This is a genomic window from Hyphomonas oceanitis (genome assembly GCF_036964545.1).
Classification (GTDB): domain Bacteria; phylum Pseudomonadota; class Alphaproteobacteria; order Caulobacterales; family Hyphomonadaceae; genus Hyphomonas; species Hyphomonas oceanitis.
Genome location: NZ_JBALTL010000002.1, coordinates 406,084 through 421,559 on the forward strand (window position 1 = coordinate 406,084; position 15,476 = coordinate 421,559).

Below are 15,476 nucleotides of genomic sequence, written 5' to 3' on the forward strand. Positions count from 1 at the left end.
CTTGCGTACACTGAAAGATCGGTGGGTATCGCTCCGCTCAACCCACCCTACGCGTGCCGCACAATAGCGACTTTAGCTAAGACCAAATCTCCCTTCGCTTGATTGTCGGCTAATTTTCTTGCTTAAGTTACATTCCTGCGCTTGAAGGGTGCGACAGTTTGAGGGCGTTTGAGTGGCTGACTCGGGAGAATCTGTTGCTAAAATTGGGCTTGCGTCGGTGCTTTCTGGTGCCGTTCCATTCAATTTCGGCAATATAAACGATACTTATAAAGGTCAAATCCTTCTGGATGATGGCAGCGTTAAGCATGCCGTGATCAAGGATTTAGATCCTAAAGAATTGTGCAACGAACTGTTTTCATACGCTTTGGCGAAATTCTTAGACCTGCCGGTGCCGAATGGTTTCCTTGCTGTCGTAGATTCAGGTTCGATAAAAATAAAAAAAAGTCCCATAGACGGCGGAAAGAAGTTTTTGGTTTTTGCAAGTGAGGACGTCAAAAGTCCTAATGTTACTTTCAGAATTCGAAATTCTGTAGCTGCGGAATCTCTATCCATTATCAAAAATCTTAAGAATTGGGATAAGCTAGGAAGCGTATATTCCTTCGACGTTTGGGTGGCGAATATAGACAGGCATTTAGGTAATATTTTGATTGGTGGCCCGAGCGAATATTGGCTAATTGATCATGGCCATTGCTTTTCGGGACCGAAGTGGAGTGCATCAGATTTGGATCCAAAAAAGCACTATGTTCATCGACTGTCGGACATTTTGACTAAGCACATGTCTGCATCCGAAAAAACTTCGACCTTGGGGGTGGCGTCTGTGTTTTGTGGTCAGGTTGCAAGCGTAGATATTTCTTCTTTGGTCGAATTTAGTCGGATTGACGAAATTTTGAACATTATTGAACTGGATGCTTTGTCGGATTTTCTCCAACTCAGAAAAAGTGAAAACTACCCAATTACAGCGTCGTTATTGGGGCTTCCGGTATTGGTGAAATGATGATGTCAAAGATCAAATTTCCTCAGAAGGCTGATATTCAAGAAGCTCAGTGGGCGCCCATACTACTTGAGCCAATAGAAGGCTCATATGAAAGACTCGTTATTGGAGTGGCGGTGCTTGGTGCCAGTGACTACCATATCGAGAGCGCTAACGCTCTTCATCGTTTGGAGTGTTTTTACGGAATAAATGCACCTGCCATTGAGATGGCAATTCAGATGACCTGTGAGCATCTCAAGCACGACATTATGGAGCGAGGAACTTCTGCGATTATGCTACCAAAGTTAGTACTGAGCAGTGCGTCTCTGGGTGAGGTCCGAGTTGCTCAGGGGGCTTCTATGGAGGTGATCGCTCGGTCTTGGATGAAAACACTGTCTTCCATTTATGAAACGACGGCAACTAAAATACCGGATGAGAAATTGGTTCAGCAGCGACTCCCAGACAGGGCAGTAAAAACGCGCGATTCAATTCCAGAACTTGTCTTGGAGTATGTGGATGCAAGAAACTCCGATGTAGTCCAAAACTTCAATCGAACTCTTATCGAGGGCCATTCAAGGCGATCCTTTAAAAATAGCCATGAAGTCGTAATTGACTACTCTGGGAAAAATCTATTCGCAAACTTTGGTTCCATAGAGGTAGGCAAGCTTGCTTCATCTGTAGACAAGATAAAAAGGCGCCTTTGGGATCTGAAAGTCCATAGAGATAACAATCATAGAGTGGATGCCCATCAGATGTTGATCCACAGGCCGCCGCAAGGATCTAAACTAGGATCTCAGCGTCAGATTGATAACATTGAAGAGGCGGTCGAGTCATTGGAGCAGCAAGCTGACCAAGAAGAGATACGTTTACTGGCGTTCACATCTGTTGAAGCCATCGGTGAGCGCCTTTTGAAGGTTGAACAGGCCGCGTGATCAGCATCAGATCATTTGGATGCTAGCTTAACCCCAAATCCTGTTCCCTGAGTCGCTTCAGCTCGTCCCTGAGCGTGGCGGCTTGTTCGAATTCCAGGTTGGCGGCGGCTTCGCGCATCCGCTTTTCTGTATCCGCAATCACTGACTTCAGGTTGTGCCCCGGTGCGCCGGAAAGTGGAAGCGATTTTTCTTCGGCCATGCCTTTGTCGCGGTCGCGGCGGGCGCGGGATTTGGTGCCGGGTTTCTCGCCCAGCTCGCCGAGGATGTCCTGCACGCCGCGGATGATCGTGGTCGGCGTGATGCCGTGCTCCAGGTTGTGGGCGATCTGTTTCTCGCGGCGGCGGCTGGTCTCTTCCATGGCGCGTTCCATGGAGCCGGTGATGCGGTCGGCATAGAGCACGACGCGGGCCTCGGAGTTGCGCGCGGCGCGGCCGATGGTCTGCACGAGGCTGGTCTCCGAGCGCAGGAAGCCCTCCTTGTCCGCATCGAGGATGCCGACAAAGGCGCATTCGGGAATGTCGAGGCCCTCGCGCAGGAGGTTGATGCCGACGAGGACATCGAACACGCCGAGGCGGAGATCGCGGATGATCTCGATGCGCTCGATCGTGTCGATGTCAGAGTGCATGTAGCGCACGCGCACGCCGTTCTCGTGGAGGAATTCGGTGAGGTCTTCCGACATCTTCTTGGTCAGTGTCGTGATCAGCGAGCGGAAGCCGCGTGCCGCGACGGCCTTCACCTCGGCCATGACATCATCGACCTGGTTGGCGCCGTCGGTGGAGACGGGGCGGACCTCGACGGGCGGGTCGATCAGGCCGGTGGGGCGGATGACCTGTTCGGTGAACACGCCGCCGGTGCGCTCCAGTTCCCACTTGCCGGGCGTGGCCGAGACGTGGATCGTCTGCGGGCGCATGGCGTCCCATTCCTCGAACTTGAGGGGGCGGTTGTCCATGCAGGAGGGGAGGCGGAAGCCGTATTCGGCCAGCGTCGACTTGCGGCTGAAGTCGCCCTTGAACATGGCGCCGATCTGCGGGACGGTCTGGTGGCTCTCGTCGGCGAAGACGAGGGCATTGTCGGGCAGGTATTCGAACATGGTGGGCGGCGGCTCGCCGGGCTTGCGGCCGGTGAGGTAGCGGCTGTAGTTCTCGATGCCGTTGCAGGAGCCGGTGGCCTGCAGCATTTCGATGTCATACTGGCAGCGCTGCTGGATGCGCTGGGCCTCGAGCAGTTTCCCGTGTTTCTCGAAATGGGCGATCGTGGCTTTCAGCTCGGCCTTGATCTTCTCGGTGGCCTGCTGGAGCGTCGGGCGGGGCGTCACATAGTGGCTGTTGGCGTAGATCTTGATCGCGGGGAGGGACTGGATCTTGGCGCCGGTGAGGGGGTCGAACTCGGTGATGGCTTCCAGTTCGTCGCCGAAGAAGGAGAGCTTCCAGGCGCGGTCCTCATAGTGGGCGGGGAAGATGTCGATGACGTCGCCCTTCACGCGGAACGTGCCGCGCGTGAAGGCGATGTCGTTGCGGGTGTACTGGTTGGCGACGAGACGCTCGGCGACGGCGCGCGGGTCGATGCGCTGGCCGGGCTCGAGCTTGAAGGTCATCGAGGTGTAGGTCTCGACCGAGCCGATGCCGTAGATGCACGAGACCGAGGCGACGATGATCACGTCGTCGCGCTCGAGGATGGCGCGGGTGGCCGAGTGGCGCATCCGGTCGATGGCCTCGTTGATGGAGGATTCCTTCTCGATGTAGAGGTCGGCGCGGGGCACGTAGGCCTCCGGCTGGTAGTAATCGTAATAGGAGACGAAATACTCGACGCTGTTCTCGGGGAAGAAGGATTTGAACTCGCCATAGAGCTGGGCGGCGAGGGTCTTGTTGGGGGCGAGGATCAGGGCCGGGCGCTGGGTCGCCTCGATGATCTTGGCCATGGTGAAGGTCTTGCCGGTGCCGGTCGCGCCGAGGAGGACCTGATCGCGCTCGCCGGCCTGGATGCCCTCGACGAGTTCGGGGATGGCGGTGGCCTGGTCGCCCGCAGGCTCGTAGGGCGCGTGGACCTTGAAGCGCTTGCCGCCTTCCAGCTTGTCCCATTCGCGGTCGGGCCGGTGGGGCGTCCAGATCGCGGGCTTGAGCGTCTCGATGGCGCCCTGCGCCGGGCCATCCAGCGTGAACACGGACGGGGCTTCAGAGACGCCTTTGGCGGGGGATTTGGAGGAAGATCGGGCCATGCCTGCAGATATGGATGCGGGGCGGGGGCGTGTCTAGGGTGTTCGTGTTTTGTGCCTGATCGCTCACATTTTTTGATTGGTTTTTCCATCAACATTGGATTGCAAAACCAATTATTGCGTCGCTTACTGCACTCACAAAAAAAGAATTCAAATTTCAGCGGGGGATGATGACGCACGTCTTTATAAGCTATTCGCAGAAAGACGCGAAACGTCGGCAGCAGATCGCTGACATATTGGAATCTGCAGGGATTACATCTTGGTTTGATGAGAAGGGGATTGCTTTAGGTGAGAGCTTGGAAGAGCGGATATTCCCGGCCCTTCAGGCGAGTAAGTGCGTTGTATTCGTTCTTACTAAGAATGCCGTTCGTTCAGATTGGGTGCGTCGGGAAATTCAGTTTGTGCAAAAAAACGGCATTCCCGCGCACTTCATTTCATTCGGAAATTTAGAACTGCCAGAAGACTTTCCAAAGAATATTACTGGGATCAAGCGCGTTGCAGTTCGAAGTCGTTTCACCGTCAAGCAGAGGAAAGATTTCCTAAACGACGTTGCTCGTGTCTATTTTGAGAAGCGAGCCCCGGTCGTAACTGTCGTCAACTTAAAGGGCGGCGTCGGAAAAACCACTCTAGCCGCCAATCTATTTGGCTGCGCGCATGACTACCTGAGGAAGTCAGTACTTCTTATCGACCTCGATCCACAGCACAACCTCACTCAATTGCTGCTCGATAAGGAAAAGATGTCCGAGTGTTATGCGACATCTAAAAATGTGATGGCAATGTTTAGAGGTGCGGGCGTAGTTGATCCGGAGGTGGTCACGCCTTCAAATGTAGAGCGCGTTTTGGAGCGATGCGTCGTTCCATTAAAACCTAGCTCGGAAAATGAGCCGCTGTTTCATCTCATCCCCGGAACATTTGAAGTGATCACCTATTTTCTCGGAGAACGACATCAACATTTCCGCCGTGACGCGCCGACTTGGATGAACTTCAAACGATTTATAGCTTATTGCCAGCGGCACTACGACATTATTGCCATAGACGTTAATCCCGGAGCGACTCTCATGACTGAAGTGGCTCTGAGTGTCTCAACCCATATTCTGTCGCCAGTGCGGCCGGATCGGTTTGCCAAATATGGGTTGACCTTGTTGGAAAGCCTCTTGGAGAAAATTGAAGGTGATTATTCTGAACTCAAGAGACTCGTAATCATGAATGGAGTTGAGCGGGCTGGTCCCGACCAAATAGAGATCGAGCTCAGGCATGAATTGTCAGACCATTCAATCCCCAATCAAAGAATCATGGCAACGAGAATTGCGCATTCAACGCGGCTTGTTGCCAAACAAGCAAAGCCCGGACGCAAAGATTTGACGCTTGAGTTAGCTTATCACGGGGGGTTCGGTGCTCATGCAATTCAAACTGATCTTCGCGCAGCAGCAAATGAATTGATTGGGGAACTAGGCGTATGATTGGTGAGAACACGATTTTGATATTAGGCCGTCTAGTGAAGGGCAGAAACAAGGTTGAGCAGGAGGAGATGCGCAAACTGATTGAAGACCTTCAGGGAAATTCGACAGATGACGTGCTGCACGCTCTTTATAGCCCGAAACCAAAGCCAAAAAAGCCAAAGGCTGAGGTGCCCGAGTGGCTTAAAAAAATGCAGGACGCACAAAAGAAAGTTTCTTGGCGTGCGCCTGAAGCAATTGAACAGCTTTATGCGCTCGCTGACGAAGTAGGTTTTTCTTCTGTCGGCGTACGTAAGAGGTCATTTCCGGCTGCAGCAAAGGAAGTCGCGCAGCAGCTTGGTCCCGATAAAACGAAGGACCTATTTGTGGAATGGGTGAAGGAATACGTCGAGAAGCATGTCATGGTCTGATGAACCGAAGCTTATCGGTTCCTGCTTTGGTCAAATTTAAAGCGGATGGCGTGGAGAAGGTTATCGCGCAGCTATTTTAGCACTCCAACCCTGCTCCCCCTTCATCACCTCGCGCGCTTTTTCCTCCACGTCGAAGGCCTTGATCGCGGCGGTCATGCCGTTGGTGTAGAGGGCGGCGTCGGTGTGGGAGAGGTCTTTGGCGGTGGCGACCTTGCGGGGTAGAGTGTCCTTTCCACCCCCTCCAACAAAAAAGGGTGCGGCGCCTGCGCTCCGCACCCTCTTGTTCAGGCTCTAGAGCCGCGTGGGTGATCAGCTGCCGGGCTGGTCGTCGGTGAGCTCTTCGAGCTTGGTGGCGATCTCGGCTTTTGCGCTTGTGTCTTCCGGCAGTTTTTCCAGCGTGACCTTGAGCGGGTTGGGCACGAGTTCCTGCGTGGCGCCATTATTGGCGTCGAGGATGGCGCCGATGCCGCCGCCGAGGATGACGTTGCCGGCCATGCCCGCGCCGCCGCCGCCGGACATCTGGTGCGTGATGTTATGGGTCGTGGTCTTGTAGCCGTCTTTCTCGATCGTGACGGAGAATTCGGCTTCGCGCTTCACCTTCGGGATGGCGCAGGGCGTCGGCGTGCAGCTGAGGCCGAGGCTGGTCGAGACGTTTGCACCCGATGGTTCCGTCTCGATGAGGAATGCTTCGGTTGTGCCGCGTGTGACTGTCGCGCAGCCGGTGATGGCTATTGCCAGTGGCAACAGCAGGAAGAGTGGTTTCATTGTGTGGGAGCCCCCCGGGTTAATGTAATTCTAGGTTGCCGTTGCAACGGCAGGTTCAGTTACGAGGCGGGAAAGGGTCTGGCAAGGCGTTTTTTGGGTAAAGGAGCGCGACAAATCTGCATATTCATATCCGTGAGCAGATTATTGGAATCCGGCGGATATCCGGGCCGGGGAGGCGTTCGTCAAAATAGGCCCGGAAAAGACACTTTGGCGCTTCTGGTCCTTAACGGCACTCCCCACGCATCGCTGTCTTGCCAAGGCTTTTCGGCGGTCTTCCGGCGTGTGCGGATGTTCGGCTATGGCGGCGCTAATCGGGGCGGAATTCGCGCAGTGGTGGCGGCCAAATTGAGGACTTACACTTTACTGTTATTTAAATACGATACGATACGCATTGTGGTTGAACAATCAGGATGTGAGTTCACCAATGCAGTTCGATGACAGCCACATGTTGGCTTACAAGCTCACGCTTGATGAGTTCGCGATCGTTGCCAGGACCGACAGGGCTGGTCGGATTCTTGAAGTGAATGACCGCTTCTGCGAGATCAGCAAATATGAGCGTGCCGAGCTTATCGGGCAGACGCACCGCCTGCTGAATTCGGGGTTTCATCCCAAATCCTTCTTCATCGACATGTGGAAGACGATCTCTGCCGGGACGACCTGGAGAGGCGTCATCAGGAACCGGGCCAAGGACGGCTCTTTCTATTGGGTTCTGACGACCATTGTGCCCGAGACGGATGCAGCTGGCCGCGTCAGCGGATATACGGCAATCCGTGTGGATATTACTGCCCAGCGGAATGCTGAGGATTCCCTTGTTCTGGAGACCCGCAACCGCAGGAATGCGGAAGAGTTGCTGCTCGATATTATCGAAGCCATGCCAATTGGCGTTGGGGCGTATGATCAGGGTGACCGGCTGCTCCTGTGCAATGCCGCCTATCGCGACATGGTTCCGGGCGCGCGGGACAACTGGGGCGACGGACGCACGTTCAATGATGTCATCCGGAAGTCTGTCGCCAGCGGTGCGCTCGCCCTTCCGGCCAAGATTCCCCCCGATGACCTGGAAAAGGCCGTGCGGGCGACACTGAAGCGCTACAAGACAGGTGGGCAGGCCTCGACACATGAACTGACCGACGGGCGCTGGTTTCAGGCCCAGGGCCGGAAGACAGCCAAGGGCGTCAGTGTTGAAGTCGTGACCGATATCAGCGCCATAAAGCAGGCCGAGAGCACGATACGCGAGCAGATAAAATACGATCCGGTGACGGAGATATACAACAGGATCGGCTTTGATTCAGAAATCGAAGAAGCCATATCCGACTATGCCAAGACCGGCACGCTGTTCGCGCTTGGCCTGATCGACATTGATCATTTCAAGCGGGTCAATGATCGGATGGGGCATGCTGCGGGCGATGCTGTTCTTCGGGGCGTTGCCAGACGGCTAAAAGGCTTACCGGGAATTCGCTGCGCGGCTCGCGTGGGGGGCGACGAATTTGCCGTCCTGATCGACATGTCGGGAAAGGATATCGGCGGGCTTTGCAAGTCTGCCGAGCGTGGCGCGGCTGCGTGCTTCCGGCCCCTGTCCATCAATGGCAGCATGATCGACCTGTCCGGCTCTATCGGCATTGCCGTTTTTCCGGATGACGGAAGCGATGGCGAGACGCTAACGCGCGCAGCGGACATGGCGCTGCTTGCTGCCAAGCGCCTTGGCCGATCACGCGTGCAATTGGTCAATGAAGAGATCAAGACGCAGCACACGCGGTACGGCATAATCCTGGATACGCTTCCTGCCGCTATCGAGAACCGTCAGATTACGCCCGCCTTTCAGCCGGTCGTTACAGCCCACACGCACATGCTGAAGGGGATGGAAGTGCTTGCGCGGTGGGAGCATCCCGAAATAGGCGCGGTGTCTCCCACAGAATTTATTCCGATTGCCCAGGAAGCGGGACTGTTGAGCGCGCTGGACCAGATGATGATGGAGTCAGCCTGCGAGTTGGCAGGTGACTGGCTGACCTCCGGGATGATTAAATTCCTGTCGCTGAACGCCTCACCGACCGAGCTGGCCACGCGCGGGTATGCAACAAACTTGCTCGCGACTTTGAGGCGCGTGGGTATTCGACCCGAGCAGATCTCAATGGAAATTCTGGAGTCAGCCTTCATTGATGACGTCCCCGCCGTGGTGCGCAACCTGGACCGGCTGCACGAGGCTGGGGTCATGATCGTGCTCGATGATTTCGGGACAGGCTTCTCCAATTTGCAGGCGGTGATGGGCCTGCCGCTGTCCGGCATCAAGTTTGATCGATCGATCATCCAGCGGCTTGATGAGGAGGGCATGCTGTCCGCCACAATCAATTCGATGGTCCAACTCTTTCAGTCATTCGGAATGTATACAGTGGCAGAGGGCATCGAGACCGATGCGCACCTGGAAATGGCCGAGAAGATGAATGTGAGCTGCCTGCAGGGCTACATGTTCGGTGAAGCCCTTTCTTTTGCCTATGCCGATCTCTTTGTGCGCAGCAACCACGCCTTCCGCATGTCAGTCAGCGCCCCGGCCCAGGTGGCATAAAGGGCGGGGCCTTGCCTCGGAAAGGTCTGGACAGCGTGCGGGGCTGGCCCTAGCGAGCGCGGATGATCGCGCGTCTTCTGTCTGCTCCCTTGTTGCTTGCCGTGCTGGCCGTGGCCATGGGCTCGGGCATTGATGCGCTTGTGAAGGCGACGGCGCCGGGGGCAGGGGTGATGGTGCTGGTTGCGTGGCGCTTCCTGTTCGGGGCGATGATTGCGACGACAGTGTTCCTGGTGCAGCGGCGCGCCTGGCCAAAGCGGGAAGCCGTGCTGTTCCATATCATGCGCAGCCTGATGCAGGTGGCGAGTGCCATCCTGCTTTTCTACGCGCTGACGCAGCTCGCGTTGGCCGAGACGGTGCTGATCGGATTCACGGCCGCGCTGATGGTGCCTTTTGCGGCGTGGCTCATTCTGGGTGAGGCTGTCTCGCCGCGCGCGTTCGGGCTGACACTGCTGGGCTTTGCCGGGGCGGCCTTTGCCGTGAGCGCGACGCCTGAAGGGGCGGTGGGGGCGCATAGGCTGCTGGGCATCGCGTCGATCCTGGCGTCGGCCATGCTCTATGCCGTCGTGCTGGTGCTGCTGAGGCTGCGCGCGGTGAAGGAGGACGCAACGACGATTGCCCTGTTCACCAATGGCGTGCCGGCGCTCTGCCTGTCGCCTTTCCTGTTTGGCCTCGCCGGGCCGGTGAACGTGAATGACCTGCCCGTTTTTGCGCTATTGGGGGCGATTGGCTATGCGGTCTGGTACCTGCTGACGCTGGCCTATGCGCGGGCGCGAGCGCAATTGCTGGCGCCGCTGGAATATACGGCGCTGATCTGGGCGGCGCTGATCGGCTTTGTCTTCTTTGACGAAGTGCCGGGCTGGCGCGTGGCCGTCGGCGCGGTGCTGATTGTCGCCGCGTGCCTCGGCGTGGCGTTCGAAAGCCATTTCGCGACGCGCCGTGAAACGGGCCAGCCGGTCAGCGACCTGCCAGATTAAGGCCCCATAACGAAAAGCCCCCGCATCTTGCGATGCGGGGGCTTCAGGATCGTGTGGCTCTCGCGGCGTACGCGGGGCCTAAAGGCTTTTAGGCGGAGGCCAGTTGGCCAGCCGACATCTTGCCGCTGCGAGCGTCTTTTTCGAGCTCGTAGCTGACTTTTTGGCCGTCGTTGAGCGTGGCCATGCCAGCGCGCTCGACTGCAGAGATGTGAACGAACACATCAGCGCCGCCGGCGTCGGGTTGAATGAAGCCAAAGCCTTTTTGGCTGTTGAACCACTTAACAGTTCCTGTGGACATAGATCTTACCTGGTCTAAAAAATTCACGGACACGCGGAGTTGCGCGTACATGATCAATCTCGGTTATTGCGGGGGAGTAAGTCGGTCTTGCAGCGGCGCTTAAGCACGGCCTTAGTTGCGAGTTATCCGACACAAGTTCGAAGTCGATGGAAACCTTATCGCACAGATCGGGGGCTTCCACAATGCACCTTTACATGGCGGCGCCCGCACGCCCCCGTATCTTGCTGATTATAACTGAATTGGTGGAATATATTTGCAAATGGTTTACCCGGCGTGCGCATATTCGTCAGCATGGACAGATTCACCTCAAGACTGCAGGCAGGCCTCAAGCGGGTTCAGATGGAGTTCCGGCGCGCTGAACCACGTGTCGAAGCTTACCGGCCGGGCCGCATGGTCTGGCCTGACCTCTGCGCATCGCGGGATATTTCCATCCTCGACATGTCCCCGTCCGGCGCGAAACTGACCTTTGGGGAAGGGGCCATCCTTCCCGAGCTTCCACGCGAATTCTACCTGTTCATCCATGGCCTTGGCGGCCATGTGTCGGTGCGCCTTGTCTGCGAAAAACGCTGGCAGCGCGCTGAACTGGTGGGCGTGAAGTTCATCAAGAAACTGGAAGACGCCGATTTCGAGCGTCTGGTCGCTGCGGCGCCGTCCGAGCACTAGCGCAGCCAATCCGGCGAATTCGCCAGAAATTTCATCGATTCATTGAACGTGATCCACACACCCCTGTGTCAGAACGGGGCGTCGCGATGTGGCACGCCTGTTGTTCCATTTCGCTCCACTAACTGATGGCTTGGGGGGCAGTTCAGACCCTCCGGCTACGAACAAGGGTATGATGATGGCGAAGACCGTACTGGTAATTGATGATGATCCGACACAGCGTCGCCTGCTTCAGGCTGCGGTGGAGAAGGCGGGCTTTGCCTGCCGCACGGCGCCTGATGGCGAAGCGGGCATTGCAGTTGCAGCTGATCCGAAAGATGGCGTTGATGTTGTCCTGCTGGACCTCACCATGCCGGGCCTCTCGGGGCTCGACACGCTTGAGCGTCTCGCCACCAAGCGCCCGGACCTGCCTGTCATCATGCTGACCGCCACCAGCGGCATTGATACGATTGTCCAGTCGATGCGCCGCGGCGCGGTCGATTTCATCGTCAAGCCGGCCAATCCGGAACGCGTTGTTGTCTCGATACGGAACGCCTTGAAGATGCAATCGCTGTCAGGCGAAGTGAAGCGTCTTTCGCGCAAAGCCGAAGGCGGCATGAGCTTTGACGACATGATTGCGTCGGCGGCGCCCATGCGCCAGGTCATCCGCCTGGCGGAGCGTGCGGCCGTGTCTGACATCCCTGTCCTGATCCTCGGTGAAAGCGGTGTCGGTAAGGAAGTGATTGCGCGCTGTATCCAGGGCGCGTCCGGCCGCTCCGGCAAACCGTTCGTCACCGTCAACTGCGGCGCCATCCCGGAAAACCTTGTTGAATCGATCCTGTTCGGTCACGAGAAGGGCGCCTTTACCGGCGCCGTCTCCAAGTCGCCGGGCAAGTTCCTTGAAGCTGATGGTGGCACGCTGTTCCTCGACGAAGTGGGCGAACTGCCGCTCGACGCGCAGGTCAAACTGCTCCGCGCCTTGCAGGAAGGTGAGGTCGACGCTGTCGGATCGCGCCGTCCGACCAAGGTGGACGTGCGCATCATCTCCGCCACAAACCGCGATCTTGCCCAGCAGGTTGCTGAAGGCACGTTCCGCGAAGACCTGTTCTATCGTCTCAACGTGTTCCCGGTCGACATGCCGAGCTTGCGTGAGCGTCGTGATGACATTCCGGCCCTGGTCGATCATTTCGTCACGCGCTTCAATGCCAGCGAAGGCACGAAAGTGGGCGGCGTGGCCGATGACACGCTGAAGATGCTTTATGCCTTCGACTGGCCGGGCAACGTCCGCCAGCTGGAGAATGCTGTGTTCCGCGCGGTCGTGCTGTGCGAAAGCGATCAGCTTCAGCCGCAGGACTTCCCGCAGATTTCCGGGCAGATGCCGGACATTTCCAGCCTGCCGGCAGCGCCTGTTGCGGCCAATGCCGTTCCGACCGCGCCCATGGCGGCCAATGATGTCGGTGCAGGCGAAGTGGCCTCCAGCCCTGTCAGCATAACGGATGTGCATGGCGAGCTGCGCTCACTGACCGATATCGAACACGATATCCTGCAGTATGCGATCGACTTCTATGAGGGCCACATGAGCGAAGTCTCACGCCGGCTCGGCATTGGTCGCTCGACGCTTTACCGCAAGGTGCGGGAATACGATCTCGACGTGCGCAACGAGCGCGAAGCGGGCTAAGATATAAAAGGCAGGAAACGTCGGGAGACGGTCCTTCGGGGCCGTCTCCCTTTTTTTGTCCGGCATCCGGGCTCAGGGAAGTAGCGCGGCCTTCACCACTTCGCCGATCTTGCGGGCGTCGGCTTCGCGGGGGCTGCCGGATTTCCAGGCGATGCCAACCTGCCGACCGATGACCGGCGTCGTGAACTCGCGCACGGCCACGTCATGGCTGACAGCGAGGCCGTGATCCATGGCAAGGCGGGGGAGGAGGGAGACGCCGAGGCCGCCCGCCACCATGTTGACCAGCGTGCCGAGCGAGGTTGCCGCGACCTGTCCGGCATGGTCGCCGGTTTTCAGGCGGCAGATCGACAGGGCATGCTCGCGCAGGCAGTGGCCATCTTCGAGCAGCAGGATGTCCTCGCCGTTCAGGTCTTCCGGCGAGAGGCCGTTCTTCTTGGCCAGCGGATGGTTGGTGGATGAGGCGAACAGGAATTCATCATCGAACAGGGGCACGGTCTCGATGCCCGGCGCATCCCAGGGCAGGCCGATCAGGGCGGCGTCGAGCGTACGGGTGCGCAGCTGGTCAATCAGGCGGGTCGTCTTGTCTTCATGCAGGTAGAGTTTGAGATCCGGATAGACTTCCGACAGCGCGCGCACCGTCTGCGGCAGCACAAAGGGCGCGATGGTCGGGATGGCGCCGAGATGGAAGGGGCCGGTCAGCATGGCGCCTGCGCTCTGCACGACCTGGACGAGCGCATGGGCATCGGCAAGCAGGGCGCTGGCGCGGGCGACGGCAAGTTCTCCGGCATGGGTCAGGCGGGCGCCGCGCGCCTCGCGATCTGCCAGCCGCACGCCGAGAAGGTCTTCCAGTTCCTTGATCCCGGCAGAGAGGGTTGGCTGGGTGACGTGGCATGCCTCGGCCGCCCGGGAGAAGGAACCGGTATCGCCCAGGGCGGTGAGGAATTGAAGCTGACGTAGGGTCGGTATAGCCATAGAATTCCTCTATACGAAATACTGGAAATATCAATTTTTCTTTTGGGAAAAACAACCCCAAGTGCAGCACTCGCGGGCTTCACCGGGCCCGCTAACTGCAGCATTCCCAACAGGAGACCTCCCATATGCTCGGCATTGGCCAGAAACTTCCCGATTTTAAAGTCACCGGCGTGAAGCCAAAATTCATGCAACACGAAGAAGGCGGCGTCAGCGCTTTTGAAGAGCTCACGCAGGACAGCTTCGAAGGCAAGTGGAAGGTCATCTTCTTCTACCCGAAAGACTTCACCTTCGTTTGCCCGACCGAGATTGCCGAATTTGCCCGCCTCGGCGAAGAATTCGCTGATCGTGATGCCGTGGTTCTCGGCGGCTCGACCGACAACGAATTCGTCAAGCTCGCCTGGCGCCGCGACCATACGGACCTCGCAGAGCTGCCAATCTGGCAGTTTGGCGACACCAATGGCTCGCTCGTCGACGGTCTCGGCATCCGCGATCCTGAAGCTGGCGTTGCCTATCGCGCCACATTCGTCGTCGACCCGTTCAACGTCATTCAGCACGTCTATGTGAACAACCTGAATGTCGGCCGGAACCCTTCGGATACGCTGCGCGTGCTCGACGCCCTGCAGACCGACGAGCTGTGCCCATGTAACCGCCCAGTGGGTGGAGATACATTGTAATTTTGTAATTTGCCGCCGCGGCGGCGAATACCCAAATGAGTCCTGCAGGCAAGGAATGACGGCCTTTTCCTCCCCCCTTGAGGGCCGTTATTTCCCTGCAGGATACGATGTCCGGCGAGCTGCCTCATGCGCCTTTACCCCTTGGCGCTCGGCCAGTTTGTCCCCGCAAGCCCCATGGTGCTCGCCGGATTTCGTCACTCCCGCCCATTCCCTGCATCTCTTCCCCCGAAAGGACACCTTGATGTCGCTCGACACCCTGAAATCCCGCATGCCGGACTATGCCAAGGACCTGAAGCTGAACCTGGGCTCGCTGGTCAATGAAACCGTACTGACCGATCAGCAGAAATATGGCTGCATGCTCGCATCTGCCCATGCTGTGGGTGAGCCTGTAACGCTGCGTGCCCTCGAGGCTGAAGCGCAGGGCAAGATGACCCCTGAGGCCATCAAGGCGGCCAAGGCGGCCAGCGCCATCATGGGCATGAACAATGTCTATTACCGCGCCACGCACCTCATCTCGAACACGACTTATACGACTGTGCCGGCCAAGCTGCGCATGAACGTGATCGGTTCGCCCGGTATCGAGAAGGCGGACTTCGAACTCTTCTCGCTGGCCGTATCGGCTGTGAACGGCTGCGGCATGTGCCTTGATGCGCACGAGGCCGAGCTGCGCAAGCATGGCCTGACGACTGACCAGATCCAGGCCGGCCTGCGCATCGGCGCGGTGGTCAACGCTGCCGCCCGTGTCATGGCAGCTGAAACGGCGCTGGAATCCGAAACGGCCTGAGGCCTGAATAATCCCTGATCCTGACGCCGCCGGAGTTCGCACTCCGGCGGCGTTTGCTTGTGCCTCAGCATGTATTCGCCAAGGGCAGGGAAGGGGTGCGCAAAGGATTCAGAAAGGCATCTGATGTTTTCAGGCGGCTGCCGACATTGATTTG

The 15,476-nt window shown here is 57.6% G+C and carries 14 protein-coding genes; 10 read left to right on the forward strand and 4 right to left on the reverse strand.

Features of this window, described 5'->3' with window-relative positions; all coding sequences use genetic code 11:
- Window positions 1-172 precede the first annotated feature (172 nt).
- Together V7651_RS06905 and V7651_RS06910 are read left to right on the forward strand one after the other, a co-directional pair.
- Window positions 173-994, forward strand: coding sequence for a HipA family kinase (locus V7651_RS06905; RefSeq protein WP_335612700.1), 822 nt, complete (start codon window positions 173-175; stop codon window positions 992-994).
- Window positions 991-1,902: a hypothetical protein gene (locus V7651_RS06910; RefSeq protein WP_335612701.1), complete on the forward strand. Its 912-nt coding sequence runs from the start codon at window positions 991-993 to the stop codon at window positions 1,900-1,902. The genes V7651_RS06905 and V7651_RS06910 overlap by 4 nt, the downstream gene beginning before the upstream one ends.
- Before the next feature lie 22 nt (window positions 1,903-1,924).
- On the opposite strand, the gene uvrB is transcribed toward V7651_RS06910, so the two are convergent.
- Window positions 1,925-4,117, reverse strand: coding sequence for an excinuclease ABC subunit UvrB (gene uvrB / locus V7651_RS06915; RefSeq protein ID WP_418887221.1), 2,193 nt, complete (start codon window positions 4,115-4,117; stop codon window positions 1,925-1,927).
- A 164-nt stretch (window positions 4,118-4,281) separates the two neighbouring features.
- Here uvrB and V7651_RS06920 point away from each other — a divergent pair, with 164 nt between their 5' ends.
- Window positions 4,282-5,574: an AAA family ATPase gene (locus tag V7651_RS06920; RefSeq protein ID WP_335612702.1), complete on the forward strand. Its 1,293-nt coding sequence runs from the start codon at window positions 4,282-4,284 to the stop codon at window positions 5,572-5,574.
- On the forward strand, window positions 5,571-5,981 hold the full coding sequence (locus tag V7651_RS06925) for a hypothetical protein (RefSeq protein ID WP_335612703.1): 411 nt from the start codon (window positions 5,571-5,573) through the stop codon (window positions 5,979-5,981). Before V7651_RS06920 ends, V7651_RS06925 begins: the two co-directional genes overlap by 4 nt.
- Before the next feature lie 309 nt (window positions 5,982-6,290).
- Here V7651_RS06925 and V7651_RS06930 read toward each other — a convergent pair whose 3' ends face one another.
- A complete protein-coding gene (locus V7651_RS06930; protein ID WP_335612704.1) occupies window positions 6,291-6,746 on the reverse strand; it encodes a translation initiation factor 2 in 456 nt (151 codons plus the stop codon).
- Between the two features lie 424 nt (window positions 6,747-7,170).
- Between V7651_RS06930 and V7651_RS06935 the strand changes: the two genes are divergently transcribed.
- Both V7651_RS06935 and V7651_RS06940 read left to right on the forward strand, forming a co-directional pair.
- Window positions 7,171-9,303, forward strand: coding sequence for an EAL domain-containing protein (locus tag V7651_RS06935; protein WP_335612705.1), 2,133 nt, complete (start codon window positions 7,171-7,173; stop codon window positions 9,301-9,303).
- Window positions 9,304-9,365: 62 nt separating this feature from the next.
- Window positions 9,366-10,277: a DMT family transporter gene (locus V7651_RS06940; protein ID WP_335612706.1), complete on the forward strand. Its 912-nt coding sequence runs from the start codon at window positions 9,366-9,368 to the stop codon at window positions 10,275-10,277.
- Between the two features lie 88 nt (window positions 10,278-10,365).
- Here the strand turns inward: V7651_RS06940 and V7651_RS06945 are convergent, their stop codons facing one another.
- Window positions 10,366-10,575: a cold-shock protein gene (locus tag V7651_RS06945; protein ID WP_034741341.1), complete on the reverse strand. Its 210-nt coding sequence runs from the start codon at window positions 10,573-10,575 to the stop codon at window positions 10,366-10,368.
- 291 nt (window positions 10,576-10,866) lie between these two features.
- Here V7651_RS06945 and V7651_RS06950 point away from each other — a divergent pair, with 291 nt between their 5' ends.
- Together V7651_RS06950 and V7651_RS06955 are read left to right on the forward strand one after the other, a co-directional pair.
- Entirely contained in the window at window positions 10,867-11,238 is a 372-nt protein-coding gene (locus V7651_RS06950) for a PilZ domain-containing protein (protein WP_034741343.1), read from the forward strand.
- 175 nt (window positions 11,239-11,413) lie between these two features.
- A complete protein-coding gene (locus tag V7651_RS06955; protein ID WP_035536913.1) occupies window positions 11,414-12,892 on the forward strand; it encodes a sigma-54-dependent transcriptional regulator in 1,479 nt (492 codons plus the stop codon).
- Between the two features lie 72 nt (window positions 12,893-12,964).
- On the opposite strand, the gene V7651_RS06960 is transcribed toward V7651_RS06955, so the two are convergent.
- Entirely contained in the window at window positions 12,965-13,864 is a 900-nt protein-coding gene (locus V7651_RS06960; protein WP_035536803.1) for a hydrogen peroxide-inducible genes activator, read from the reverse strand.
- A 125-nt stretch (window positions 13,865-13,989) separates the two neighbouring features.
- On the opposite strand from V7651_RS06960, the gene V7651_RS06965 reads away from it, so the two are divergent.
- Together V7651_RS06965 and ahpD are read left to right on the forward strand one after the other, a co-directional pair.
- Entirely contained in the window at window positions 13,990-14,538 is a 549-nt protein-coding gene (locus V7651_RS06965; protein WP_335612708.1) for a peroxiredoxin, read from the forward strand.
- Window positions 14,539-14,779: 241 nt separating this feature from the next.
- Window positions 14,780-15,322 (forward strand): alkylhydroperoxidase, AhpD family, encoded by a 543-nt coding sequence (ahpD, locus tag V7651_RS06970; protein ID WP_335590869.1) that lies wholly within the window; start codon window positions 14,780-14,782, stop codon window positions 15,320-15,322.
- The last annotated feature ends 154 nt before the right edge of the window (window positions 15,323-15,476 follow it).

Excerpts from the sequence above, each read along its gene's own strand:
- ahpD (WP_335590869.1), top strand. The coding sequence starts at position 14,780 with ATGTCGCTCGACACCCTGAAATCCCGCATGCCGGACTATGCCAAGGAC.
- V7651_RS06925 (WP_335612703.1), top strand. The coding sequence starts at position 5,571 with ATGATTGGTGAGAACACGATTTTGATATTAGGCCGTCTAGTGAAGGGC.
- V7651_RS06955 (WP_035536913.1), top strand. The coding sequence starts at position 11,414 with ATGGCGAAGACCGTACTGGTAATTGATGATGATCCGACACAGCGTCGC.
- V7651_RS06965 (WP_335612708.1), top strand. The coding sequence starts at position 13,990 with ATGCTCGGCATTGGCCAGAAACTTCCCGATTTTAAAGTCACCGGCGTG.
- V7651_RS06940 (WP_335612706.1), top strand. The coding sequence starts at position 9,366 with ATGATCGCGCGTCTTCTGTCTGCTCCCTTGTTGCTTGCCGTGCTGGCC.
- V7651_RS06920 (WP_335612702.1), top strand. The coding sequence starts at position 4,282 with ATGATGACGCACGTCTTTATAAGCTATTCGCAGAAAGACGCGAAACGT.
- V7651_RS06935 (WP_335612705.1), top strand. The coding sequence starts at position 7,171 with ATGCAGTTCGATGACAGCCACATGTTGGCTTACAAGCTCACGCTTGAT.
- V7651_RS06950 (WP_034741343.1), top strand. The coding sequence starts at position 10,867 with ATGGACAGATTCACCTCAAGACTGCAGGCAGGCCTCAAGCGGGTTCAG.
- V7651_RS06945 (WP_034741341.1), bottom strand. The coding sequence starts at position 10,575 with ATGTCCACAGGAACTGTTAAGTGGTTCAACAGCCAAAAAGGCTTTGGC.
- V7651_RS06910 (WP_335612701.1), top strand. The coding sequence starts at position 991 with ATGATGATGTCAAAGATCAAATTTCCTCAGAAGGCTGATATTCAAGAA.
- V7651_RS06960 (WP_035536803.1), bottom strand. The coding sequence starts at position 13,864 with ATGGCTATACCGACCCTACGTCAGCTTCAATTCCTCACCGCCCTGGGC.
- V7651_RS06930 (WP_335612704.1), bottom strand. The coding sequence starts at position 6,746 with ATGAAACCACTCTTCCTGCTGTTGCCACTGGCAATAGCCATCACCGGC.
- uvrB (WP_418887221.1), bottom strand. The coding sequence starts at position 4,117 with ATGGCCCGATCTTCCTCCAAATCCCCCGCCAAAGGCGTCTCTGAAGCC.